The sequence below is a fragment of the Candidatus Spyradosoma sp. SGI.093 genome (assembly GCF_050314555.1).
Lineage (GTDB): Bacteria > Verrucomicrobiota > Verrucomicrobiia > Opitutales > UBA953 > Spyradosoma.
Window position 1 is genome coordinate 183747 of record NZ_JBNPNH010000003.1, and the last position, 22239, is coordinate 205985.

Below are 22239 nucleotides of genomic sequence, written 5' to 3' on the forward strand. Positions count from 1 at the left end.
TGGGAAAAAGGGAGACGCGTTCCCGCGCGGGCGCTCAGAGACGGCACGCGCAGGCGGCCAGATCCTCGATTTCGCCGACGCGGCGCGCGTGACGCCCGCCCTCGAAATCCGTCGCGAGAAACGCGTCGAGCATCGCCTTCGCGTCCGCGGGAGCGATGAACTTCTGCCCGAAGCAGATCACGTTCCCGTCGTTGTGGCGGCGGAAGAGCCCCGCCATCTCGACGTTGAAGCAGTTGCCGGCGCGCACGCCCGCGACCTTGTTCGCGGCGATCGAAATGCCCACGCCCGTCCAGCAGACGAGCACGCCGCGATCCGCGGCGCCCGAAGCGACGTCGCGCGCGACCGCGTGCGCGAAAAGCGGGTAATCGACGGAATCCTTCGACGCCGCGCCGTAGTCCGCAACTTCGTGCCCGCGGGAACGAAGGTACTCGGCGAGTTCCTGTTTGAGTTCAAAGCCTGCGTGATCGCTGCCGATGCTGATTTTCATGACGATAAATTGCTGACGCGGATTCTTGAACGGAACGCGAAAAATGGAAAGCGGAAAATGACGGAAATCCGCGCGGGAACGGAACCCGGAAACGTCTTCCGCCGGCGTTCCCGCGCCGCCTCACTTCTCCGGGGCGAAATGCTCGTAGCCGCCGGAGAAAAGCGGTTCCGCGGGCGCGTCGGCGGCGATGCGGCCGATGCGCGTCAGCGGCGTTTCCGGGAAGCGTTCCCGCCAGCGCGCGAAAAGCTCCGCCTCGAAATCCGGCGCGACGCAGAAGAGCAGCTCGTAGTCTTCGCCGTCGCAGAAGGCGCGCCGCAGCGCGGCGTCCGCGTCGCCGCCGGAGAGCGCGAGCGCGTCCGCGGAAACGGGCACCGCGTCGAAGTCGATCTCGGCGCGCGCGCCCGCGGGAACGATCGCGGGCAGGTCCTTCGCCGCGCCGTCCGTGACGTCGATGCAGGCGCGGACCTTGTCGCGCGGGAACGCCGCGAGAAACGCGCCTTCGCGCACGCGCGGCTCGAACGCGTAATGCCTGCGGCGGAGGCTCCCGCCGAGCGTTCCCGTGACGCAGACCGCGTCGCCGACGCGCGCGCCCGTGCGCAGCAGCGGTTCGCCCGCGCAGAAGCCCGTCAGCGCGAGCGTCGCCGCGAAGAGCCGCGTTCCCGCGGGCGCGGAAGCGACGTCGCCGCCCGCGAGCTCGACGCCGAGCGCCTCGCACGCGCGCGCCGCGCCTTCGTAGAATTCCGCGAGCCAGGCGACGCGGACGTCGCGGCTCATGATCAGCGAAATCACGGCGTCGGCGGGCTCGCCGCCCATCGCAGCGACGTCGCTCACGTTGCGCCGGATCAGCTTCGCGCCGGCCTCGCGCGCGGTGACGCCTTCGTCGAAATGCCGGGAAAAAATCACGCTGTCCGCGGTCGTGAGCCGCCGCGCGTTCCCGTGTTCGTTCGGAAAGACGGCGCAGTCGTCGCCTATGCCGCGCGGCGCCGGGCGCGAGACGCGCGGGAACGCCGCGAGCAGCGCGGAGATTTCCCGCAGCAGCGCGGTCTCGCCGAGCGCGCCGACGGTCGGTTCGGAGCCCGCGCCGTCCGCGAACGGAAAATTCGGATTCCGCTCCGCCGCGTTCATTGCGCCGCACCCTCCCCGAGCAGATCGCGCGCGAGCGCGACCGCACCGATGGAAAAGAGAATCAGCCCGGCGCAGACTTCCGCCGCGCGTTTCGGGAATCTGCGGAAGCAGCGCGAGACGAAGAACGCGCCGAACGCGCCCGCGAACGTGACGACGCCGATAATCGCCGCGGGAACGAGCACGTCGGAAACGCCCGCGTAATCCTGCGCCATGCAGCGCATGCCCGCGCCGACGGCGAGCGCGTCGAGACTCGTCGCCACGCCGATCGCGCCGAGCTTTTTCGCGCCGAGCGCGCACTTGCCGCACGCGCAGGAACGGTCGCCCGCCGCCGCGTCGTCCGCGTCCCCGCGCAGTGCGCCGTAAATCACGGAACCGCCGAGCGCGGAAAAGACCGCGAACGCGATCCAGTGGTCCCACGCCGCGTAGTAGGCGTGAAATTCCGCCGCCGCCGAAAAGCCCAAAATCGGCATCGCCGCCTGAAAAAATCCGGTCGTCGACGCGAGCTTCAGCGCAGCCGCGAGCCGCGCGCGCTCGATGACGACTCCGTAGGAAAACGCGACGAGCGTCGCGTCCGTCGCCAGCGCCGCCGCGATGCAGACTGTCTCCAAAAAATTCATGCCCGCAGTCTAACGCCCCGCCGCCACCCTTTCGAGCCTCGAAAACTTTTCCCGAAGGCGGCGACGCTTTTTCTTTAAACCCGCGCGCCGCGCGGGCATCATGCTTTTCACGAAATCACGTCATGCTCACCCCGAATCCTAAAATGCTTTTCGCCGTCGCGCTGGCGGCGTTCCTGTGCGTTCCCGCGGCGTTCGCGGACGAAAGCGCTCCCGCGGCGAAGACGCCTCCGCCGCCGCACTATCTTTACGCCGCGACCGAAGCCGAGAAGGCGGCGACGCCGACGCGCGTCTCCCGCGTGGTCGTGTTCCCGAAGGGCGCGCGCGTCACGCGCTCGGCGGAAGTCTCGCTCCGCGCGGGCGAGCAGGAAATTCTGCTCACGGGAACGCCCGCGCGTCTCTCCGCCGCGACGCTCGCCGCGGAAACGCGCATCCCGGGCGCGCGCGTGCTTTCCGTTTCGACGGAAACGCGGACCGCGGCGCCCTCCGCGACGCGCGAGACCGTCGAGGCGGCGAAGGAAAAACTCGAACGCGCGCGGATCGCGCACGTCGATCTGACCTGCCGGCACGCCGAAGCCGAATCCCGCCGCCGCGCGCTCGGCGAGTTCAGTCCGCCCGAAGCGGACGCGCCGTTCCCGTCCGCCTTCGACGCGCAGACGGCGCTCCGCGCGCTCGCGCTTCTGGAAAAGGAGGCGGACGCCGCTTCGCGCGAAACGCTCCGCCTGAAAAAGGCGCTCGACGAAGCCGCGCTCACCCGCGAGATCGCCGAGAGCGAATACCGGAAAATTTCCGCCTACGCGCAGGAAAAGGAAACCCTCGTGCGCGTGAAGCTCGTCGCCGACGCGGACTGCGCGGGAACGCTCGAACTGAGCTATTTCATGGGCGCCGCGCAGTGGCGGCCGAGCTACGACGTCGTCGTCGATCCCGCGACGAACGCCGCGACGCTCGTCTCCTACGGCGTCGTCAGCCAGCGCACGGGCGAGGACTGGACCGGCGTTCCCGTGACGCTCTCGACCGTGAACCCGGACGCGTCCGCGGATCTTCCGGAGTTCAGAAAAATCCTGATCACGGAGGCGTTCGCGCCGCGCCCCGTTCCCGTCGCCCTGCTCGCGAAGAAAAGCGGCGGCGGACGCGGCGAAGGAATCGGTCCCGCGTCGTTCGGCTCGCACTCTTCCCGCGATTCCGGCGAGGCGCCCGCCCTGGCCGCCGGCGAAAACGGCGTGTTGTCGATCGCGCTGAACAGCGGACGCGTCGTCGCGAACGCGCGGGACATCCGGCTCGCGGGCGGCGGCTACGTCTTCCGCAACGCCGACGGCGTGCTCGAACGCGTCGCGGCGAAGGACGTCGCGGGCATTTCCCAGAACTACGTCGAGACGCAGGCGGAAAACGAGAGCGTTCCCGCCGCGCGCCTGCGCGACCCGGCGGCGGACCTGCGCGGGCTGGAAATCCGCCGCGACCTCGCGCGCGCGGAGACGATTCCGTCCGCGGGAACACCGCACCGCTGCCTGCTCGGCAGCGAGACCTACGCGGGCGACGCCTATCTGCAGCTCGCGCCCGCCGCCGACGGGAACGCCTACCGCATGCTCGCCGTGACGCACCGCGACTTCCGCCCGATTCTCGCCGGCCCCGCGAACATCTTTTACGGCGCGGACTTCATCGGCGAAATGGACGTGCCCTACACGCTGCGCGACGGGAGCGTGCGCATTCCGCTCGGCGTCGATCCGCGCGTCGCCGTCGAGCGCCGCGTCGTGAACGCGATCGAGACCGTCGGCACGTTTTCGAAATCGCGCCGCAAGGCGGTCGAGGTTTCCGTGAAGATACGCAACCGCACGCCGGAGAAAATCCGCGTCGTCTGCGACGAGGCCGTTCCCGTGAGCACGCGCGACGACATTGAAGTCTCCGCGCCGGAATTTTCGCCCGCCGCCGCGAAGTTCGACGCGAAGACGGGGCTCGCGACGCGCGATCTCGCGCTCGAGCCCGCGCAGGAAATCGAGCTGAAGACGCGCTACGAAATCGATTTCCCCGAAAACTTCGAACTGCGGGAACGCTCCCGCTGAACCGCCGCCGCAACCGCACAGCAGAAAGGATTTTTTGAAGATGAAAAAGACACTCGTCGCCGCCTTCGCCCTCGCCGCCGCGCTCGCGCCCTTCGGCGCCTTCGCCGCCGAGGAAATCGCGCACGCCGTGAGCGCCGTCTCGGTGTTCACCGACCGCGCCGTCGTCACCCGCTCGGGAACGGCGAAGCTCGAAAAAGGCAAAAACGAAATCGTGTTCGCGGGCGTTCCCGCCGACGTCGATCTGCGCTCGATCCGCGCGGGCGCGCGCGTTCCCGCGGGCGTGAAGATTCTCGGCGTGTCGTGGGAGCGCCGCGTCGAGCGCGTCGTGAACGACAAAAAAATCGCCGCGCTCGAAGAAAAGCTCGCCGTGCTGAACGAACGCAGGGCGCTGCTCTCCGACGCCTCCGATTTCAACCGGAAGCGCCGCGAAACGCTGCGGGAATTCGAACGCCGCTTCCGCCGCGCCGTCGAGGAAAACAGCGTCGGCGGAAAAGGCGGAGAAAACTGGAACGCCGACGCCGAAGCGCTGCGCGCGGAATTCGAAAAAATCTTCGCCCGCGCGACGGAAATTTCCGAACAGACGGCGGCACTGGAAAAGGAAATCGCGCCCGTCCGGGCCGAGTTCGACGCTCTTTGCTCGGGAACGGACGCGCGGCGCTCCGTCGCGCTCGTCGTCGCGCTCGAGGCGGAGCGCGCGGGCGAGGCGGAAATCTCCGTCGCCTACACGACGCGCGCCGCGCGCTGGAAGCCGCGCTATTCCGCGCGCCTCGACCGCGCCGCGGGAACGGTCGATTTTTCCTACGACGGCGAAATCTCGCAGAACACGGGCGAAGACTGGAAGGGCGTCGCGCTCACGCTCTCGACCGCGCAGCCGCAGGTGAGCGCGCTCCCGCCGCGCGTGCGCCGCATCGAGCTTTACGGCGAAAGCCTCGCAGACCCGCGCGCGCGCCGCATCGTGGCGACGGAGGAGGCGGCTCCCGCCGCCGAGCCGCCCGCGAATTTCGCCGACGCCGCGCCCGCCGACGAGGACCGCGCGCTTTCCCGCGTGCGCGAACAGGGCGCCGTGGTGAATTTCGAATTACGCGGCGCGCACGACGTGCCCTCGGGCAAGGCGGCGCCGCGCGTCTCCATCGCCCGCGCGACGCTCGCGGACGTCGAGCTCCGCGCCGAAGCCGCGCCGCGCCTGCGCGCCGGCGTCTATCTGCGCGCGACCGCGAAAAACGAAACGCCCTGCCCGATTCTGCCCGGCGAGCTGTCGCTCTTCCGCGACGGCGCCTTCATCGGCGGAAGCTCGCTGAAATTCGTTCCCGTCGGCGGTGAAATCGCGTTCTTCGCGGGAACGGAGGACGGGCTTTCCGCCGCGTTCGAGGAGCTCCCGCCCTTCCGCGCGACGCACGGCTCGCTGAAGGCCTCCTTTTCCGGGAAGAGCTCGACCGACGCCGCGGGCGACGTCTATACGCTCGCGAACCTCACGGGAACGCCGCGCAAGGTGCGCCTGCGCTCGCAGATCAAAGTCTCGGAAGTGGACGACGTGAAGATCTCGCTGCTCGAAACGCCCTGCGGGCACGTTCCCGCGACCACGCCCGGCTTCACGCTCGAAAAGGACACGGGCATGATCTTCTGGGACGTCTCCGTTCCCGCGCGCGGCGAGGCGAAAATCGTCCTCTCCTCCAAAACCGAAAAGAAGTGAGCGCCTGACCGCGGGAACGTTCCCGCGCGCGGATTTCCAAAAATTCAAAAAAAGGGACCGGGTACCCCCTCACGGGGATACCCGGCCTTTCTCTTATCTCTACTGACTAACTCTAACTTCTCTATCTACTCTATTCGCTAATTGCTTAGCAAAGCCTTTGATGGTGGGCATTCTTGCCTTAAAAAAAATTTTTGGCAAGCAATTTTTTTCATTTCATCGCGGCGAGAAGCGCGTCGACGCGATCCGTCTTTTCCCACGGAAGATCTTCCTTCGTGAAGTGCCCGTAGTTCGTCGTCTTCGCGTAGATCGGGCGCAGCAGATCGAGGCGCGCGATGATGTCCGCGGGCTTGAAGGAAAAGACTTCGCGGACGGCGGCGGCGATACGCGAATCCGGCGCCGTTCCCGTGCCGAACGTGTTCACGTAGACGCTCGTCGGATTCGGCTCGCCGATGGCGTAGGAGACCTGCAGCTCCACGCGGCGCGCGAGCTTCGCGGCGACGACGTTCTTGGCGACCCAGCGGCACATGTAGGCGGCGGAACGGTCCACCTTGGACGGATCCTTGCCCGAGAAAGCGCCTCCGCCGTGGCGACCGGCGCCTCCGTAAGTGTCCACGATGATCTTGCGCCCCGTCAGCCCGGCGTCGCCGTGCGGCCCGCCGACGACGAACTTGCCCGTCGGGTTGATGAAGAAGCGCGTCTCCGCGTCGATCAGTTCCGCCGGAAGCGTCTCGCGGATCAGCGCTTCGCCGAAGGCGCGGATCGTCGCGCAGTCCACGTCTTCCGTGTGCTGCGTGGAGAGCACGACGTTCTCGATGCGCGCGGGAACGCCGTCTTCGTAGCGCACGGCGACCTGCGACTTGCAGTCCGGGCGGAGCCAGGAGGCTTCCGGGCGCGCGGCGTTCTTGCGGACGGCCTCCAGCGCGCGCAGAATCCTGTGCGCGAACATGACGGGCGCGGGCATGAGCTCCGGCGTCTCGTCCGTCGCGAAACCGAACATGATTCCCTGGTCGCCGGCGCCCTGCTCCGCGGAGCTTTTGCCTTCCGCGGCGGCGGCGTCCACGCCCTGCGCGATGTCGGGCGACTGCGTGCCGATGAGATTGATCACTTTCGCCGTTCCCGCCTGAAAGACGTCGTCGGCGCGGCTGTCCACATAGCCGATTTCGCGGATCGCGGCGCGCGCGACGGCCTCGTAATCCACTTTCGCGCGGGTCGTGATTTCTCCCGCGAGCACCACGTGGTCGTCCTTCACCAGCGTTTCGCAGGCGACGCGGGAACGCGGATCCTGCGCGAGGCACGCGTCCAGAATCGAATCGGAAATCAGGTCGGCGACTTTGTCCGGATGCCCGGCGCCGACGGATTCGGATGTGAAAGTGTAAGATTTCATGATGCCGCGCAGTCTGCCCGAGAGACGCAGGAAACGCAAGATTGTATTTTCATATCAAGATTGATTGATATAAAAAGAAAAACAATGAACGCTCCGCCTTCGCGTTCCCGCGGATCGGACGCGCAAAAAAATCCTTCCGCGGGAACGGAAGGATTTTTTCGGAGAAACGCGCTCAGCGGTCCTGCGGCGTCATGCCGCCCATGCCCGGCATGGAATTTTCCCACGCCTGCGGCGCGCCGCTCGCCGGCAGATTGGAATCTTCCGGCGGAGGCGTTTCCGTACACGCGGCGAGCCCGAAAAGACCCGCGAGAGCGAAAAGCGAAAGAAAAATTCTCATCGGAATCGGAGTGTCAGCGTTTCGTGACGAACGGAATCAGACGGACGTTCGTTCCCGCGGAAATCGCGGACATGTCGGATTTCGGCAGAATGTGCGCGATGACGTTGGACGGCTGCGCGTCCGCAATCTGAATCTGACCGACGTTCACGCCGTTGACCTCGACGTTGTAGTATCTGCCGACGGCGATGTAGGATTCGCTCGTGCCGACGGAAAGCACCATCAGACCACGGCGGACGTCGATCGAATAGACGGTCGTCGCGACGTAGGGTTCCGCGAACTCGATCGTCGGACCCGTGAGACCGGTCGCCACGTAAAGGGCGGACGGATATTCTTCTTCGGAGAAGGAAACGCCTTTCGCCTTCGCGTAGTGGCGGAACTTCGTGTAGCGGTTCTGCCCGTTTTCCATCTTCTTCTGGAGGTCGGCGATCTCGTCGAGGCGCGCGTTGTATTCCTCCATCGTCTTCATGTTCGCGATGCGCTGATTGAGGCGCGCCGTGTTTTCCTTTTCGGCGCGAAGCGTCGCTTCGGCGGAAGCGAGCTGGGATTCAAGCTGCGACTTCTTGCCTTCGAGCTCGTCGCGGGCGCGCGTCAGCTCGGCGATTTCGGTGTTCTTCGCGTCGATGTCGGCGTTCAGTCCGTCGATCGTGGCGTCGCGCGCGGCGATCGTCGCCTTCTGGCCGGCGATGGTCGCGTCGTCGGCGCGTTTCTGCTCGCGGCGCTTTTCGATTTCCTTGCAGGCGGGAGAGACGATTTCCATCGCCGCCTTCAGATCGACGGGCTTGGCGAGATTCTTGTAGTCGAAGGGCTCTTCGGAGGTCTTGGCGACCTGGACGAGGGGCTTGGTCTTTTCGACCGCGTTCTGCATCTCGCCGCGGACGAGGAAGAACAGCGCGACGGCGGCGGCCGAAAGAACAATCGCGAGTGCGCGGAGAATAATAGAAACTTTGTTGTTCATGGGGTTTTATTGATTGTAATTGAAAGTTGAGCAATGGGCGGGAATCGCGACCTGACGGGAAACCGCGCAGGACGGGCTCGCCGCCAAGTGTTGACAGATTTTGAACACTAATTCCGTGCGGTTTTCAAGCTCTAATTTTTCCGCGAGCGCTTCCGCCGTGAATTTTTCCGGCGCGTGCGCCTTCAGGAATTCGACGATGCGCACCTGCAGCTTCAGGATGCCCGCCGCCGCCTTCTTGCCGGCTTCGACGCCGGGCTGGTGATAGGCGTTGATGCCGATGAAGGTCGCGTAGAAGCCGACCGCGCGCTCGAACAGCGCGATGAGCGCGCCGACGCTGCCCGGCGTCACATCCTCGACGGTCAGCGTGACCGAGGCGCGTCCCTTTTCCGTGAGCGCCTCGCGCGTGCCGAGCAGGAAGCCTTCGAGATAGTCGCCCGCGCGCACGCCGGGATCGACTTCGACGCTCGTTCCCGCGCGGTCGCGGAGCACTTCGATGAACGTCGCGAAAAAGTTCGGCACGCCCTCGCGCAGCTGCTGAATGTAGGCGTGCTGGTCCGTCGAACCCTTGTTCCCGTAAACGGAAATGCCCTGGTTGACGACGTTTCCGGCGAGGTCCTTTTCCTTGCCGAGCGATTCCATGATGAGCTGCTGCAGGTAGCGCGCGAAAAGTAGCAGACGGTCCTTGTAGGGCAGAATCACCATGTCCTTGGTGCCCTTGCCGTCGGTGAGGAAATACCAGGCGAGCGCGAGCAGCGCGGCGGGATTCGCACGCGCGTCGCGGGAACGCGTCTGCGCGTCCATCGCGGCCGCTCCCGCGAGCAGCCCGCGGATGTCCAGCCCCTGCAGCGCGGCGGGCAGAAGCCCGACCGCCGCCGTTTCGCTCGTGCGGCCGCCGACCCAGTCCCACATCGGGAAGCGTTCGATGAAGCCCTGCGCGACCGCCGTCTTGTCGAGCTGCGAGCCGACGCCCGTCACGGCGACGGCGTGCTTCGCGAAGTCCAGTCCCGCCGCCTTGTAGCGGGCTTCGGTCTCGATCATCGCGTTGCGCGGCTCCGGCGTGCTGCCGGACTTCGACGTTACGACGCAGAGCGTTTCGCCGAGCCTGCCTTCAAGCTCCGCGAAGACGGCGTCGAATCCGTCCGCGTCCGTGTTGTCGAGAAAATACACCTTCAGCTTGTCCTTGCCGGGCATGCCGAGCGCGGAGGCGACGAACTGCGGGCCGAGCGCGCTCCCGCCGATGCCGATGCAGAGCAGATTTCTGAACGCGCCGGCGCTCCCGCGGATTTCGCCCGCGTGCACCTTCTTCGCGAAGGCTTCGATGCGGTCGGTCGTTCCCGAGATTTCGGCGGCGAGCTCCGCCGTCGGCGCGAGCTGCGGCGCGCGCAGCCAGTAGTGCCCGACCATGCGGTTTTCGTCCGGATTGGCGATCGCGCCCTTTTCGAGCTCCGCCATAGCGTCGAACGCCTTGGCGAGCATCGGCGCGGCTTCTTCGACGTAGCCCTTCGGGAAGCCGACGCGGCTGAGGTCGATCGCGAACTTCAGCGCGTCGAACTCGATGTAGTTTTCCTTGAAATTTTCCCAGCTCATGACGATTTACAGAAAAATTTTTACTGCGCGAGAACGTTCTCGACCGGCTGCGGCTCCTGCGCGGGAACGGCCTCGGGCGCGGGCTGCGCCGCGGGTTCCACGTCGGTCGTCACGAGCGCCGCGGGCGCGGCGGGAACGGCCGTCTCCATCTTCAGCGATTCGGCGACGTCGCCGCGGGTGGACTTGGCGATGAAGCCGAAATAAAGCCCCGCGCAAAGCAGAAAGAAAAGCGTGATGAAGATCACCGTCGCCTTGGAAAGCACGCCGGCGGCTTCCCCGCCGAAGACGCTCTCGGAAGTCGCGCCGCCGAGCGCCGAGCCCATGCCCGCGTTCGCGCTCGGGCGCTGCATCAGCACGAAGAGCACGACGAGCGCGCAGACGAAGAAAAGCACCAGGGCCGCTGTGAAAAGGAGAATGTTGAACATAACGAAAGTTTCTTATTAAACGGCCCCCCCGCCGCAATCTCAAACAAAATTTTCTCGACCGCGACGGAACCGAAACGCCCCGCGAGCCTTGAAAACGCGGGCGCCGCGCGGGAACGCCGCGCTGGGCTCACGAAGCGCGGGGACGGAGCAGTTCCGGACAATGCAGGTAGATTTCGCCCAGCGCCGCCGTCATGATGGCGTGGTGCATGCCGCCGGAGCGCGCGAGTTCCGGCAGCGCTTCGGGCTCGATTTCGCGCACGAGGATTTCCTCGTTCGCGTCCGGCGAGATTTCCGCGACCTTGCGGCAGTTGCGGATGAGCACGATGCTGCAGTAATTGTTGAAGATCGCCGGATTCGCCGAAAGCCGCCCCAGCAGCACCGGCGCGTCGCCCGCGTAGCCGGTTTCCTCCAGCAGTTCCCGCGGGCCGGCCGCGAGCGGATCTTCGCCCGGCTCGACGACGCCGCCGGGAAATTCCCACGACAGATCGCGCACGCCGTAGCGGTACTGCTGCTCGACGAGAAATTTTCCCTCCGCCGTCACGCAGACGCACGTCACCCACGCGGGCGCGTGCGCCACGAAGAAATCGCCTTCGCGCCCGTCGAGCGGATGGCGGTCGTGCTCGCGGAAGACTTTGAAGACCTTGCAGTCCGACCAAAACTCTTCTTTTTCGACGATCCAGCGGGAAGGCGTCTTCATCGCGCGAAACGGAAACGCGAAATCACTTCGCGGGAACCTTGATTTTCTGACCGACGCGCAGGCGCGCGGGATCGACGTCCGGATTCAGAGCCTCGATGTCCGCGGGCTTGCAGTCGAACTTGCGCGCGATCTTCCAGAAATTGTCGCCGGGCTCGACCTTGTATTCTCCGCCCGCGGCGGCGGCGGGCGTCCCGGAATTGCCCGCGGGACGCGGCTGGGCGGCGTTCCCGTCGGCGGCGGGCGCGCCTCCGCGGCGGCGGCTCAGCGACTCCACGGTCTGCGCGAGCGCCTCCTGGTTGGCGTTGACGGACTCGAAGCTCGCGGAAACCTGCGCGCGGAGCGCTTCGAGCTCGCGCCGCAGCTCGGCGACTTCCTTCGCGTTCCCGCCGGCGTCCTGCCCGGCGGCGGTCTTGTTCACGGTCGCGCGCACGTCTTCGATGTCCGCGTCCACCTTTTCGGTGAAGCGGGAAATCTTGCCGCGGTCGACGAAGACGATGATCAGCGCCAGCCCGCCGACGATGAGGCCGAGAAGCCCGAGAGCGATCGGAATCTTGAGATCCGCGGGAGCGTCGAAACCCGTGTCCATTGAAGAATCTTCCATAGTCGATAATCCTTTATCTGAAATGATTTTCGGTAAGCTTCGAATGGAATATGTTGTTGACACGCGGGGCAATAAAAAACGATGCTTTCCCGATAATTTCGGGCAATAGCGCAGTCTGGTAGCGCATCTGCTTTGGGAGCAGAGGGTCGTGGGTTCGAATCCCTCTTGCCCGACTCCTTTCCGCCGAAAATTCCGTTCCCACCATGAAGAAATCCATGCCCGATCTGCCCGCCGCGTTCCCGCCGCCGGAAAAACCCGGCCGCCCCGACATCCTTTTCGTCGCGGGCGAGCATTCCGGCGACGAGCTCTCCGCCCTCGCCGTCCGCCGACTGCTCGCGCTGCGGCCCGAGCTCAGAATCGAAGCCTTCGGCGGCCACGACATGCGCCGCGCGGGCGCGCGTCTGCTCTTCGACATGACGACGTTCTCCGCCGTCGGGCTCGTCGAGGTGCTCTCCAATTTTTCGTTCTATTCCGCGCTCTTCAAAAAAATCCTCGCGTGGATCCGGGAACACCGCCCGCGCGTCGTCTGCTTCGTCGATTTTCCCGGGATGAATCTGCGTCTCGCCGAAGCGATGAAAAAGGAAGGCATCTCGCGCAAGGGCGGCGGCGACGTCGTCGTCCTCCATTACGTCTCGCCGCAGATCTGGGCGTGGAAGGCGAAGCGCCGCTTCAAGATGGAGAAGCTCGTCGATTCGCTCGGCGCGCTCTTCCCCTTCGAGCTGAAATGCTACGCGGACACGCGGCTCGACGTCCGCTTCGTCGGCGATCCCTTCGCCGAGCCGGACTACCGTCTGCCCGTGAAATACGCCGCGGACGCGCCCGTGCTCCTCCTCCCGGGAAGCCGCCCGAAACCCGTCGCGCGCATTTTCCCGATTCTCCTCGCCGCGTGGGAAAAATTTCACGCCTCGCACCCGGACAAACGCGCCGTCGTGCTCCACCCCGGCGAACCCGTGCTGAGCATTCTCCGCGAGCTCCGCGGGAAAAGCGTCGCCGCGCGCAGCGTCGAGCTCGTTCCCGTGGACGACGTCGCCGAAACACAGCAGGCGGCGAGCGCCGTGCTGATGAGCTCGGGCACGATGTCGCGCACCTGCTCGCTCGCGGGCATTCCCGGCGCGATTCTCTACAAGGCGAATCCGCTCACGTGGGCGGTCGGCCGCGCGCTCGTCGGCGACAAGGTGAAGTATCTCGGCATGGCGAACATCCTGCTCGACCGCGTCGTCTATCCCGAATTTCTGCAGGGCGACGCGACGCCGGACGCGCTCGCGGCGCGTCTCTCCGCGTGCTTCGACGATCCCGCCGTCCTCGCGCGCATGCGCGCCGACTGCGACGCGCTGCACGCCCTGCTCCGTCCCCGCGCGGGCGACCTCGACGCCGCCCGCTGGATCGCGCAGTTTCTGTAAGCGTTTTCCGCACGATGAACGCCGCCGAAAAAGTCTTCACGCTCGCCGACCTGCGCGCATGGACGCGCGCCGAGCCGAGCTTCGCCGTGCTCGGAAAACCCATCGCGCATTCGCTTTCGCCGAAGATGCACGACGCCGCTCTCGACGCCGCCGCGCGGGAACGCTCCGCGCCCGAGCTCGCCGCGCGGCGTTATTTCCGCTTCGAAATCGCGCCGGAGGAGCTCGGAGAGGCGCTCCCGCTCTTTTTCGCGAAGAATTTTCTCGGCCTCAATCTCACGATTCCGCACAAGGTCGCCGCGCTCCCGCTGCTGAAAAAGATTTCGCCCGAGGCGGAAATCATCGGCGCGGCGAACACGCTCGCGCGCGACGACGCGCTCAGCGGCTGGCGCGGCGAAAACACGGACGGACGCGGGTTCGCGCGCGCGGCGGAAATGAGCCTCGGCGTGAAGCTCGCGGGAACGCGCGTCGTGCTTCTCGGCGCGGGCGGCGCCGCGCGGGCGATCGCCGCGACCGCGCTCGCGCAGGGCTGCGCCTCGCTCACGATCGTCAACCGTTCCCGCGACCGCGCCGAAGCCCTCGCCCGCGCCCTTTCCGGGAATTCCGGGGAAGCGACTTTCCAGTCGCTTTATGAAAACCCCTACAAGGAAATTTCCTTAAAACGGATTCCGACAAGCGACAAGAATGTCGCTTCCCCGAAAAGCGGTTTCCCGAAAATTTCCGTTCTTTCGCCTGACGAAATCCGCGATTTCCGCGGCGAGGGGAAAACGCTCGTCGTGAACGCCACTCCGCTCGGGCTGAAGCCCGGCGACCCGTCGCCGTTCCCGCTGAAACTTTTCCGCGACGGCTTCGCCGCCTACGACACCACCTACGGCGCGCACGTTCCCGCGCTCGTCGCCGCCGCGCGGGAACGCGGCGTTCCCGCCGCCGACGGCCGCGCCATGCTCGCCTGGCAGGGCGCCCTCGCCTTCGAGCTCTGGAACGGCGTTCCCGCCGCCGACGCCTTCCCCGTCATGTTCGCCGCGATTTCCTGATCCGCGGGATTTTCCCGCAATCCCGCGGACTGCGAAAAACAAAGAAGTCACGAGGCGTCCCTCGTGACTTCTTCGGATTCGCGTTTCCGTCTCTTACGCTTTTTTGCGGAAGATGACCGTCGCGAGCGGCGGGAGCGCGATTTCGACGGAGTTCGGGCGGTCGTTCCACGGCTTGGCTTCGGAATCGACGCCGCCGAAATTGCCCTGTCCCGAACCGCCGTAGCATTCGGCGTCGGAATTGAACACTTCGTCCCAATGCCCTTCCGCGGGAACGCCGACGCGGTAGGTGCGCGCGACCGGCGTGAAGTTGCAGAGCACGACCCAGAGCGTCTTGCCGTCGAGGCTCTTGCGCACGTAGGAGAGCACGGAATTGTCGCCGTCGTTCGCGTTGATCCACTCGAAGCCGCGGTAATCCTGGTCGAGCGCGGCGATTTCCGGCGATTCCTTGTAGAGCTTGTTCAGATCGCGCACGGCGTTCTGCACGCCCTTGTGGTCCATGTACTGGAGCAGATGCCAATCAAGCGAGCCGTCGTATTTCCATTCATGCGACTGGCCGAACTCGCCGCCCATGAAGAGCGTCTTCTTTCCGGGCCAGGTCCACATGTAGCCGAGCAGCGCGCGCAGGTTCGCGGACTTGCCGGACATGTCGGGCTGCGGCATCTTGTTGATCAGCGAGCATTTCCCGTGGACGACCTCGTCGTGCGAAAGCGCGAGCATGAACTTTTCGGAATACTGGTAGAGCATCGCGAACGTCAGCTTGTTGTGGTGGTACTTGCGGTTCAGCGGATCCTCCTTCATGTAGGCGAGCGTGTCGTGCATCCAGCCCATCGCCCATTTGAAGTCGAAGCCGAGCCCGAAATCCTTGGTCGGGCGCGTGACGCCCGCGAACGAAGTCGATTCTTCCGCGATCGTGATCGCGCCCGGGTGATACTGGTGCACGACGTCGTTCACGGTGCGCAGGAACTCAATCGCCTCGATGTTCTCCTTGCCTCCGTAGCGGTTCGGAATCCATTCCCCGTCCTTGCGGGAGTAGTCCAGATAAAGCATCGCCGCGACGGCGTCCACGCGCAGACCGTCCACGTGGAAGCGGTTGATCCACGAGAGCGCGGAGCCAATCAGGAAGCCGCGCACTTCGCAGCGGCCGAAATTGAAGAGCAGCGTGCCCCAGTCCGGCTGCGCGCCCTGGCGCGGGTCGGCGTGGTCGTAAAGGTGCGTGCCGTCGTAGCCGGAAAGCGCCCAGTCGTCGCGCGGGAAGTGCGCGGGCACCCAGTCGATGATGACGCCGATGCCGTTCGCGTGCAGCGTGTCCACCATCGCCATGAAGTCCTCCGGCGTGCCGTAGCGGCAGGTCGGCGCGTAGAAGCCCGTGACCTGGTAGCCCCACGACGGCGGGAACGGATATTCCGTCGGCGGGAGCATTTCGACGTGCGTGAAGCCCATGTCCTTGCAGTATTTCGCCAGCTCGACGCCGAGCTCGCGGTAGTTGAGCGGGCGGTTGTCCTCTTCGGGAACGCGCTTCCACGAATCGAGGTGCATTTCATAGACGGAGACGGGCTTTTCCTGCCAGTTCGTCTTGTCGCGCGCGGCGATCCACGCGGCGTCCTTCCAGGAAAATCCGGAGACGTCGCGGACGATGCACGCGTTGTTCGGCGGCGGCTCGAACGAAATCGCGTAGGGATCGATCTTGCAGTACGGCGTCGGGTCGTACTGATTCAGCAGCTCGAACTTGTATTTCGCGCCCGCGGAAACGCCGGGAATGAAGATCTCCCAGATGCCGGACGCGCCGAGCATGCGCATCGGGTGGTAGCGCCCGTCCCAGCCGTTGAAGTCGCCGACCACGGAAACGCGCCGCGCCGACGGCGCCCACACCGCGAACGAGACGCCCTTCACGCCGCCGATCTCGCGCACGTGCGAGCCGAGCTTTTCGTAAACGCGGTGGTCCGTGCCCTGATTGATCAGATAAAGATCGCTGTCCGTGATCGTCGGCAGGAAGCAGTACGGATCCGCGATTTCCGAACGCGTTCCCGCGTAGCTCTCGACGAGCAGACGATAGCCGAAAAGCTCCTTCGTGCGCGGATACCACGCTTCGAAAAATCCGTCCTCGGAAAGGCGCGTCATCGCCGTCGCCTTGCCGGTCTTGAGATTCTTTACGGAAACGGCCTTCGCGTCGCGCAGATAAGCGCGCACGACGACGCCCTGCTTGCCGTCCACGGTCGCCTGGTGCATGCCCAGGAAATCATGCGGATGCGACTGAACGACGCCGGTGAAGGACTGAAGTTCTGCTTCGGAGATAATCATATTTTTTTGAAAACAGTGGGGTTGACGAATGAGGGGATTTTCGGTTGACGCGCTTTTCGCGCGAACCCGGGCGCTGCGCCCGAATCGTCGCGTATTCTGCGCGGGAACGTCCGCGCTTTCAACGAAAAAAGATTCCGCGTTCCCGAGCCCGCGCCGAGCCGTTCCCGCACGAAACTTTTTCGTTTGCGCGGGAACGTCCTTTCCTTTATCTTGCGCGGCAACATGACGAAAAGAAGACAGCCCCGACTTTTTATGAAATCCGTCATTCTTCCCGCCGCCGCGCTCGCGCTCGCCGCGTCCGCGTTCCCGTCGCCTGAAGCCCGCGCCGAAAATCTCGTCCAATACTGGGCGGACGGAGTGAGCACGGAAGGCGGCTGGCTCGACGGTCTGCAGTATCCGAATCACTGCTGGGCGGCGTGCTGCTCGAACATGCTCGCGTGGTGGCAGGACCGCCTCGCGGAAAAATACGTGCTGCCGGCGGGCGTTCCCCGCACGAACGAAGAGCTGAAGGCGTGGTATTACACGAATTACGGGAGTATTCAGGGCGGAAAGCTCCCGTCGCCCGGACTTAATTACTATTTCGAAGCGTTTTATCCGGAGCTCGACATCTACGCGTATCAGGCGGGCGCGCGCTACAGCTATTCAACCTACGGCGGACTGCCCTCGCTGATCAACGAATACCTTTACGAAAGCTTTTCCCGCGCCGACGGCAAGGTCGTCGCGACGATCAGCTCCGACACGCACGCAGTGACGCTCTGGGGCGCGGAGTTCGACGAAAGCGTCGAGGGCTCGCCGCGGCTGACGCGCGCGTGGATCACGGATTCCGTCGGGCGCGACGGAGGTTTCTCGGACACTCACGAACTCGAAGAATATCTCGCGGTTTACGGCGAGAGCACGAGCGGCGCGCCCATTCTTTCGCTCCAACGCTCGCTCTACGATTCTTCGACGGGCGTTTCGACCACGAGCGTGCTTTACATCGAGGACATCTGCTTCCTCAGCTACGAAGATTATCGGCTGATGGACAAAAACGGCGAATTCTTCTTCACGGGGATTCCGGAGCCGTCGGCGTTCGGGCTGCTCGCGGGAACGCTCGCGCTCGCCCTCGCGGGAACGCGTCGCCGCAGGCGGAAAAAAGCTTAAAGCTTAAAGAATCGCTTCCGCGATACACCATTCCCGCGGGGCAGTTGCGCTTTTCAAGCGCGTGTTCTTTTTGCGGGTCCAGCCCCAGGCGGCGTCGCCGCATGGGGTTATTTTTGTTCCGCATTTCATGCGGGAACATGGGAGCGAAGACATTCCCGCCTTCGTTCCCGCGGCGGGCGATTTTCTGCGGACGAACTTTCGTAGCGCGGCGTCCGCGCGTTCCCGCGACGGTGACGTTCGTCCGCCGCGGGGACAGGGTCGCCTTTACAAGGCTTTTCCGTTTCGTGCGCATCCCCAGGCTCCCGCCCGGGGTTTCTTTCGGGGCAGCCCCGACGGGGCTTAGGGGTTGAATCCAATCCCTTGAAATCCCCGAAATCCCTGTTCGTTTTCGCGTTCCCGCGGCGGGCAAGCGGGACGCTCGCCCTCCTTTCCGCGCCGCGCGCGGCTCAGGTGTTGGTCTTGAGCTGGCGCGCGGTCGGTTTCTTCACGGTGACGTCGAGCGTCTGCGTGCCGATTTTTTCGCCGGAAATCTTCAGCGTCGCCTTGCCCGAGGAATCGCGCTTCGAGCGCAGAATCACCTGCACGAGCCCGTTGAACGCCTTCAGCTCCGTGCCCTTCATCGAATCGTGGTCCGTCTGCGAGCCGTTGCACACGCCGACGATTTCCGCCGGACCCGTCACCGAAAACTTGAACTTGTTCGACGCCGTCGGCACGACGCGCCCTTTCGCGTCCGTGACCGCGATCTTCACGTAGGAGAGGTCGCGCCCGTCGCCGAGGATTTCCGTGCGGTCCGCCTCGGCGGTGAACTTCGCGGGCGCGTCCGTGGTCTCGACGACGTCCTCCGCCCACTTTTTGCCGTTCTTGTAAACGACGACCTTGAGCGTTCCCGGCGCGTATTTCACGTCCATCCACGTGAGGCGGAAGCGTTCCCGCAGATCGCCGTTCATGTCTTTTCCGGAGAGCGGCGCGCCGGGCTTCTTCTCGCGCTTGCCGAGCGATTTTCCGTTCAGAAAGAGCTCCGCCTTGTCGCCGTTCGTGTACACGAAAACGGGCGTCGTCTTGCCCTCGCGCAGGCCCTTCCAGTTCCAGTGCGGCAGGATGTGCGCCATCGGCTTGTCGGGAATCCAGTGCGCGCGGTAGATGTACGTGCGGTCCTTCCAGAAGCCGCAGAGATCGACGATGCCGAAATACGACGAGCGCGCGGGCGAGCCCTGCCGCTTGAGCGCCTCCATCTCCGCCTTCATCTTTTCGAGATCCTTCGCGGGCGCGTCGCGGAAATCGTTTTCCGGCTTGCGGCCGAGGTTCCACGGCGTGGGTTCGCCGAGATAGTCGAAGCCCGTCCACACGTATTCGCCCGCGCAGCGCGGTTCGTCCTCGAGCGCGCCGAACTCGACGTCGGGCGCGTACGACCAGCCGGGCGCGTAGAGCCCGTAGTCGCTCACCTGGCACGTCGCGATGTTGTCGCAGAAATTGCGCCGCCAGAACGGCTCGAAATTGTCGTCCGCCGGGAACGAGTAGAAGCCGCGCGTGCTCACGCACGAAGCCGTTTCCGAGGCGACGAAAGGCTGCTTGTTCTTGTTCGCGAAATCCTTGTAGTTGTTCGGTTTGTAGTTGAAGCCGTACACGTCGAATTCCTTGCCGAAGCCGTTCCACGACGCGCTGAGGTCGTTGCAGCCGACGGTGACGGGGCGCGTCACGTCGTATTTCTTGAAGAGCTTCACGAGCTCGCGCGCGATCGCGGGACCGTCGGGCTTGCCCTGCTCTTCGATTTCGTTGCCGGCGGACCACGCGATCACGCACGGGTGGTTGCGGTCGCGCTGCACGAAATTGCGCACGTCGCGTTCCCGCCAGTCGTTCCAAAAGAGATTGTAGCCGTTCGCCTTGCCTTCCTTGGTGTATTTCCAGCAGTCGAAAAGCTCCGCATCCACGAGAATGCCCATGCGGTCGCAGAGCTCGAGCAGCTCGGGCGCGGGCGGGTTGTGCGAGGTGCGGATGGAGTTTGTGCCGAAGCTCTTCAGCACCTCGATCTGGCGCTCGATCGCGCGCTTGTGCACGGCGCCGCCGAGCGGCCCGAGGTCGTGGTGCTGGCACACGCCCTTGATCTGCACGCGGCGGCCGTTCAGGAAAAAGCCGTCGGTCTTCCATTCCGCCTTGCGCACGCCGAAGACGGTGTCCTTGCGGTCGGTCATCTGCCCGTCGAGCAGAATCGTCGTGCGCAGCACGTAAAGCGACGGCGCGACCACGTCCCAGAGCTTCGGCGACGGGAGCGTCGCCTCCACGTCGATCGTCGCGGACGCGCCCGCGGGAACGGTCTTCGCCGGAGACTGGCGCGACGCGAGCGGAGCCTTCGCGCCCCCGAGCGGATAAATCTCCTGCAGCACTTCGACCTTCGCCGGCGCCGAGGATTTGTTGACGACGGTCGTCTCGGTCGCGATCTTCGCGCTGCTCGCCTTGAGCTCCTTCGGCGGCTTCTTGTCGTTGATCTTCGGCAGCCCGTCGATCTTCGGCGTCGTCACGAAGACGCCCCAATTCTCGATGTGCACGGGATTCGATTCCGTGATCCACGTGTGGCGGTAAATGCCCGCGCCCGGATACCAGCGCGTGGAGTTCGGCAGATTTTCCGCGCGCACGGCGACGACGTTCGTGCCGCCGAATTTCAGGAAGTCCGTGATGTCCACGCGGAACGAGTTGTAGCCGTATTTCCACTCGCCCGCGAGCTTGCCGTTCACGTACACCTGCGGCGTCATCATCACGCCGTCGAAATCGAGATAAAAGCGGTTGCCCTTCGACGCCGCGGGAACGCTGAAATCCTTGCGGTACCAGCCGACGGCGTTCCACGGGAGCGAGGCGGTCTGGTTCGGCAGCTGCGGCAGGAAGCGGCTCTCCACGCCCCAGTCGTGCGGCAGGTCGAGCTTGCGCCACTTGCCGTCGGAATAACCGGGCTTGGCGGCCTCCGCGCCGGGATCGTTCGGCGCGAGGCAGTCGGCGTGCCCGCCGAACTTGGCGAACTTCCAGCCGAAGTCGAACGTCTCGCGCTGCGAATACTTCACGGGCGCGGCGACGAGCGTTCCCGCGAACACGCAGGACGCGATCAGCGAAAAGGAAAGGGGCTTGAACGATTTCATGCCCCAAAATCTACCGAAACCCCCTCCCGCCGTCAAAGCTTTTGGACGCGTTCCTGCCGCCGGAGCCGAGCCTCCCGAACGCGGATTTTTGACCACAGAAAAGCACGGAAGTCTCCACGGAAAACAAGCGGAGCGAACGCCGCCCCGAAACGTCGCGGCGAAAAGCGCCCGCCTCCGAAACGGATTCCGAATTTTCTCCCCGCGTTCCCGCGACAAAAAAACGCCCCCGCGGATCGCTCCGCGGGGACGCCAACACACACTATGAAAAAGTGATGAACGCTTAGAGACTCGGTATTTCCGCCTCTTTAAGCTTTAAGCCTTAAACTTTAAGCTTTTCTCCGGCGGCGACGCGTTCCCGCCAACGCCAGCGCGCCCAAGCCCGCCAGCAGCCCGAACACCGACGGCTCGGGAACGGAAGCGGTCAAGTGAGCTGCGGACAGAATCTCCGCTTGCGTTTTCGCGCCGCTCAAAATCTGAAATTCAGCAATCAGCCCCGCGAAGTTGCCCTGCTGACTGTCGGAAGACGCGCTGCCGAACGCGGAAGCCGCGCCGCCGCCGTTATCGCAAGCAACTGAAGCCAAGCTGCCGATCTGCCCGACGTCTGCGCCGTCAACATAGAAAGTCGCGATTCCCAACGCAGCGTCGTAGGACACGGCGAGGTTATACCAAGTACCCGTCGAGAACGTGACCGACGAAGTCAAATTATAATGAGCCTTGCTTTTCGCGAGAAGGTCCAACCGTCCGTTGTTCAACCCGAACGCAAGCCCCGCGCCATGGTTGGAACCCGTTCCGAAAATAAATTGTTCACCCGCAACGGAATCGAAATTCACGTATGTGATCAGCGTGAAACTCTGAGCGCCGCTTCCGATCTTGAGCGCTCCGTCGCCGTTTCCCCAATAGGCGGAACCAGCGGTCGTCACACGCTGAGTCGTGCCGAGGTCAATCGCCTGTCCGAGGGAAGCCGTCAATTCATAGCTCCCGAATTTCGTGCCGATACCCAGCGTCGAATCGACATAACTTGCGGAAGTCGCGGCCCCGGAAGTCGCTGAATCCGCAAAAGCTCCGGCAACAGAAACGCCTGTCGAAGCCGTCGTACCGTCAAACGTCCAGACAGTATCCGTAAACGCGTTCGCGAGAATCGTTCCCGCGGCGAGGAGAGAGGTAATAGTGATGATGTGTTTCATAAGTGAGAAGAACAGTAATGCCCCCCCCGTATGTAAATCGTCAAGAAGCGAATTTTCGCCCGGAAAACATTTTTTCTTTGACCTTATTATCATCATTTCGAA

18 protein-coding genes and 1 tRNA gene are annotated in these 22239 nt (G+C 64.5%); 6 read left to right on the forward strand and 13 right to left on the reverse strand.

Annotated features, from left to right (window positions below):
- Positions 1-34: 34 nt before the first annotated feature.
- The 3 genes from rpiB to ACQREB_RS04685 form a co-directional block, all read right to left on the reverse strand.
- The gene (gene rpiB, locus ACQREB_RS04675; protein ID WP_427765882.1) at positions 35-487 is read right to left on the reverse strand and encodes a ribose 5-phosphate isomerase B; all 453 of its coding nucleotides are present in this window, start codon (positions 485-487) and stop codon (positions 35-37) included.
- 120 nt (positions 488-607) lie between these two features.
- Entirely contained in the window at positions 608-1612 is a 1005-nt protein-coding gene (locus ACQREB_RS04680) for a thiamine-phosphate kinase (RefSeq protein ID WP_427765884.1), read from the reverse strand.
- Positions 1609-2229: a manganese efflux pump gene (locus tag ACQREB_RS04685; protein WP_427765886.1), complete on the reverse strand. Its 621-nt coding sequence runs from the start codon at positions 2227-2229 to the stop codon at positions 1609-1611. Before ACQREB_RS04685 ends, ACQREB_RS04680 begins: the two co-directional genes overlap by 4 nt.
- 122 nt (positions 2230-2351) lie before the next feature.
- Here ACQREB_RS04685 and ACQREB_RS04690 point away from each other — a divergent pair, with 122 nt between their 5' ends.
- The gene (locus ACQREB_RS04690; protein WP_427765889.1) at positions 2352-4283 is read left to right on the forward strand and encodes a DUF4139 domain-containing protein; all 1932 of its coding nucleotides are present in this window, start codon (positions 2352-2354) and stop codon (positions 4281-4283) included.
- A gap of 40 nt (positions 4284-4323) precedes the next feature.
- A complete protein-coding gene (locus ACQREB_RS04695) occupies positions 4324-5973 on the forward strand; it encodes a mucoidy inhibitor MuiA family protein (protein WP_427765892.1) in 1650 nt (549 codons plus the stop codon).
- Between the two features lie 208 nt (positions 5974-6181).
- On the opposite strand, the gene metK is transcribed toward ACQREB_RS04695, so the two are convergent.
- The 7 genes from metK to ACQREB_RS04730 all read right to left on the reverse strand — a co-directional run bounded on the left by metK (position 6182) and on the right by ACQREB_RS04730 (position 11959).
- Positions 6182-7360 carry a methionine adenosyltransferase gene (gene metK, locus ACQREB_RS04700; protein WP_427766174.1) on the reverse strand — a complete coding sequence of 393 codons (1179 nt, stop codon included), beginning with the start codon at positions 7358-7360 and terminating at the stop codon, positions 6182-6184.
- Positions 7361-7529: 169 nt separating this feature from the next.
- The gene (locus ACQREB_RS04705; RefSeq protein WP_427765894.1) at positions 7530-7694 is read right to left on the reverse strand and encodes a hypothetical protein; all 165 of its coding nucleotides are present in this window, start codon (positions 7692-7694) and stop codon (positions 7530-7532) included.
- Between the two features lie 13 nt (positions 7695-7707).
- Positions 7708-8649 (reverse strand): hypothetical protein, encoded by a 942-nt coding sequence (locus ACQREB_RS04710; RefSeq protein WP_427765895.1) that lies wholly within the window; start codon positions 8647-8649, stop codon positions 7708-7710.
- A 6-nt stretch (positions 8650-8655) separates the two neighbouring features.
- The gene (locus ACQREB_RS04715; RefSeq protein ID WP_427765898.1) at positions 8656-10236 is read right to left on the reverse strand and encodes a glucose-6-phosphate isomerase; all 1581 of its coding nucleotides are present in this window, start codon (positions 10234-10236) and stop codon (positions 8656-8658) included.
- A 20-nt stretch (positions 10237-10256) separates the two neighbouring features.
- A complete protein-coding gene (gene secG / locus ACQREB_RS04720) occupies positions 10257-10661 on the reverse strand; it encodes a preprotein translocase subunit SecG (protein ID WP_427765900.1) in 405 nt (134 codons plus the stop codon).
- A gap of 127 nt (positions 10662-10788) precedes the next feature.
- A complete protein-coding gene (locus tag ACQREB_RS04725; RefSeq protein ID WP_427765903.1) occupies positions 10789-11358 on the reverse strand; it encodes an NUDIX hydrolase in 570 nt (189 codons plus the stop codon).
- A 22-nt stretch (positions 11359-11380) separates the two neighbouring features.
- Entirely contained in the window at positions 11381-11959 is a 579-nt protein-coding gene (locus ACQREB_RS04730) for a LysM peptidoglycan-binding domain-containing protein (RefSeq protein WP_427765905.1), read from the reverse strand.
- Positions 11960-12058: 99 nt separating this feature from the next.
- Here ACQREB_RS04730 and ACQREB_RS04735 point away from each other — a divergent pair.
- The 3 genes from ACQREB_RS04735 (at position 12059) to ACQREB_RS04745 (ending at position 14390) form a co-directional block, all read left to right on the forward strand.
- Positions 12059-12132: transfer RNA gene (locus tag ACQREB_RS04735), tRNA-Pro, on the forward strand.
- A 30-nt stretch (positions 12133-12162) separates the two neighbouring features.
- A complete protein-coding gene (locus ACQREB_RS04740; protein ID WP_427765907.1) occupies positions 12163-13359 on the forward strand; it encodes a lipid-A-disaccharide synthase in 1197 nt (398 codons plus the stop codon).
- Positions 13360-13373: 14 nt separating this feature from the next.
- Positions 13374-14390, forward strand: coding sequence for a shikimate dehydrogenase family protein (locus ACQREB_RS04745; protein ID WP_427765909.1), 1017 nt, complete (start codon positions 13374-13376; stop codon positions 14388-14390).
- A gap of 93 nt (positions 14391-14483) precedes the next feature.
- Here ACQREB_RS04745 and glgB read toward each other — a convergent pair whose 3' ends face one another.
- Positions 14484-16688 (reverse strand): 1,4-alpha-glucan branching protein GlgB, encoded by a 2205-nt coding sequence (gene glgB / locus ACQREB_RS04750; RefSeq protein ID WP_427765910.1) that lies wholly within the window; start codon positions 16686-16688, stop codon positions 14484-14486.
- A gap of 252 nt (positions 16689-16940) precedes the next feature.
- Between glgB and ACQREB_RS04755 the strand changes: the two genes are divergently transcribed.
- Positions 16941-17828 (forward strand): PEP-CTERM sorting domain-containing protein, encoded by an 888-nt coding sequence (locus ACQREB_RS04755; RefSeq protein WP_427765913.1) that lies wholly within the window; start codon positions 16941-16943, stop codon positions 17826-17828.
- Positions 17829-18274: 446 nt separating this feature from the next.
- Here ACQREB_RS04755 and ACQREB_RS04760 read toward each other — a convergent pair whose 3' ends face one another.
- Positions 18275-20953: a glycoside hydrolase family 2 TIM barrel-domain containing protein gene (locus ACQREB_RS04760; RefSeq protein WP_427765914.1), complete on the reverse strand. Its 2679-nt coding sequence runs from the start codon at positions 20951-20953 to the stop codon at positions 18275-18277.
- Positions 20954-21279: 326 nt separating this feature from the next.
- Positions 21280-22137: a LamG-like jellyroll fold domain-containing protein gene (locus tag ACQREB_RS04765; protein WP_427765916.1), complete on the reverse strand. Its 858-nt coding sequence runs from the start codon at positions 22135-22137 to the stop codon at positions 21280-21282.
- Positions 22138-22239 lie beyond the last annotated feature (102 nt).

Coding starts and splice junctions, on each gene's coding strand:
- ACQREB_RS04745 (WP_427765909.1), top strand. CDS start 13,374: ATGAACGCCGCCGAAAAAGTCTTCACGCTCGCCGACCTGCGCGCATGG.
- rpiB (WP_427765882.1), bottom strand. CDS start 487: ATGAAAATCAGCATCGGCAGCGATCACGCAGGCTTTGAACTCAAACAG.
- ACQREB_RS04725 (WP_427765903.1), bottom strand. CDS start 11,358: ATGAAGACGCCTTCCCGCTGGATCGTCGAAAAAGAAGAGTTTTGGTCG.
- ACQREB_RS04730 (WP_427765905.1), bottom strand. CDS start 11,959: ATGGAAGATTCTTCAATGGACACGGGTTTCGACGCTCCCGCGGATCTC.
- ACQREB_RS04695 (WP_427765892.1), top strand. CDS start 4,324: ATGAAAAAGACACTCGTCGCCGCCTTCGCCCTCGCCGCCGCGCTCGCG.
- ACQREB_RS04755 (WP_427765913.1), top strand. CDS start 16,941: ATGAAATCCGTCATTCTTCCCGCCGCCGCGCTCGCGCTCGCCGCGTCC.
- glgB (WP_427765910.1), bottom strand. CDS start 16,688: ATGATTATCTCCGAAGCAGAACTTCAGTCCTTCACCGGCGTCGTTCAG.
- ACQREB_RS04710 (WP_427765895.1), bottom strand. CDS start 8,649: ATGAACAACAAAGTTTCTATTATTCTCCGCGCACTCGCGATTGTTCTT.
- ACQREB_RS04765 (WP_427765916.1), bottom strand. CDS start 22,137: ATGAAACACATCATCACTATTACCTCTCTCCTCGCCGCGGGAACGATT.
- ACQREB_RS04685 (WP_427765886.1), bottom strand. CDS start 2,229: ATGAATTTTTTGGAGACAGTCTGCATCGCGGCGGCGCTGGCGACGGAC.
- ACQREB_RS04760 (WP_427765914.1), bottom strand. CDS start 20,953: ATGAAATCGTTCAAGCCCCTTTCCTTTTCGCTGATCGCGTCCTGCGTG.
- ACQREB_RS04705 (WP_427765894.1), bottom strand. CDS start 7,694: ATGAGAATTTTTCTTTCGCTTTTCGCTCTCGCGGGTCTTTTCGGGCTC.
- secG (WP_427765900.1), bottom strand. CDS start 10,661: ATGTTCAACATTCTCCTTTTCACAGCGGCCCTGGTGCTTTTCTTCGTC.
- ACQREB_RS04680 (WP_427765884.1), bottom strand. CDS start 1,612: ATGAACGCGGCGGAGCGGAATCCGAATTTTCCGTTCGCGGACGGCGCG.
- ACQREB_RS04740 (WP_427765907.1), top strand. CDS start 12,163: ATGAAGAAATCCATGCCCGATCTGCCCGCCGCGTTCCCGCCGCCGGAA.
- ACQREB_RS04715 (WP_427765898.1), bottom strand. CDS start 10,236: ATGAGCTGGGAAAATTTCAAGGAAAACTACATCGAGTTCGACGCGCTG.
- ACQREB_RS04690 (WP_427765889.1), top strand. CDS start 2,352: ATGCTCACCCCGAATCCTAAAATGCTTTTCGCCGTCGCGCTGGCGGCG.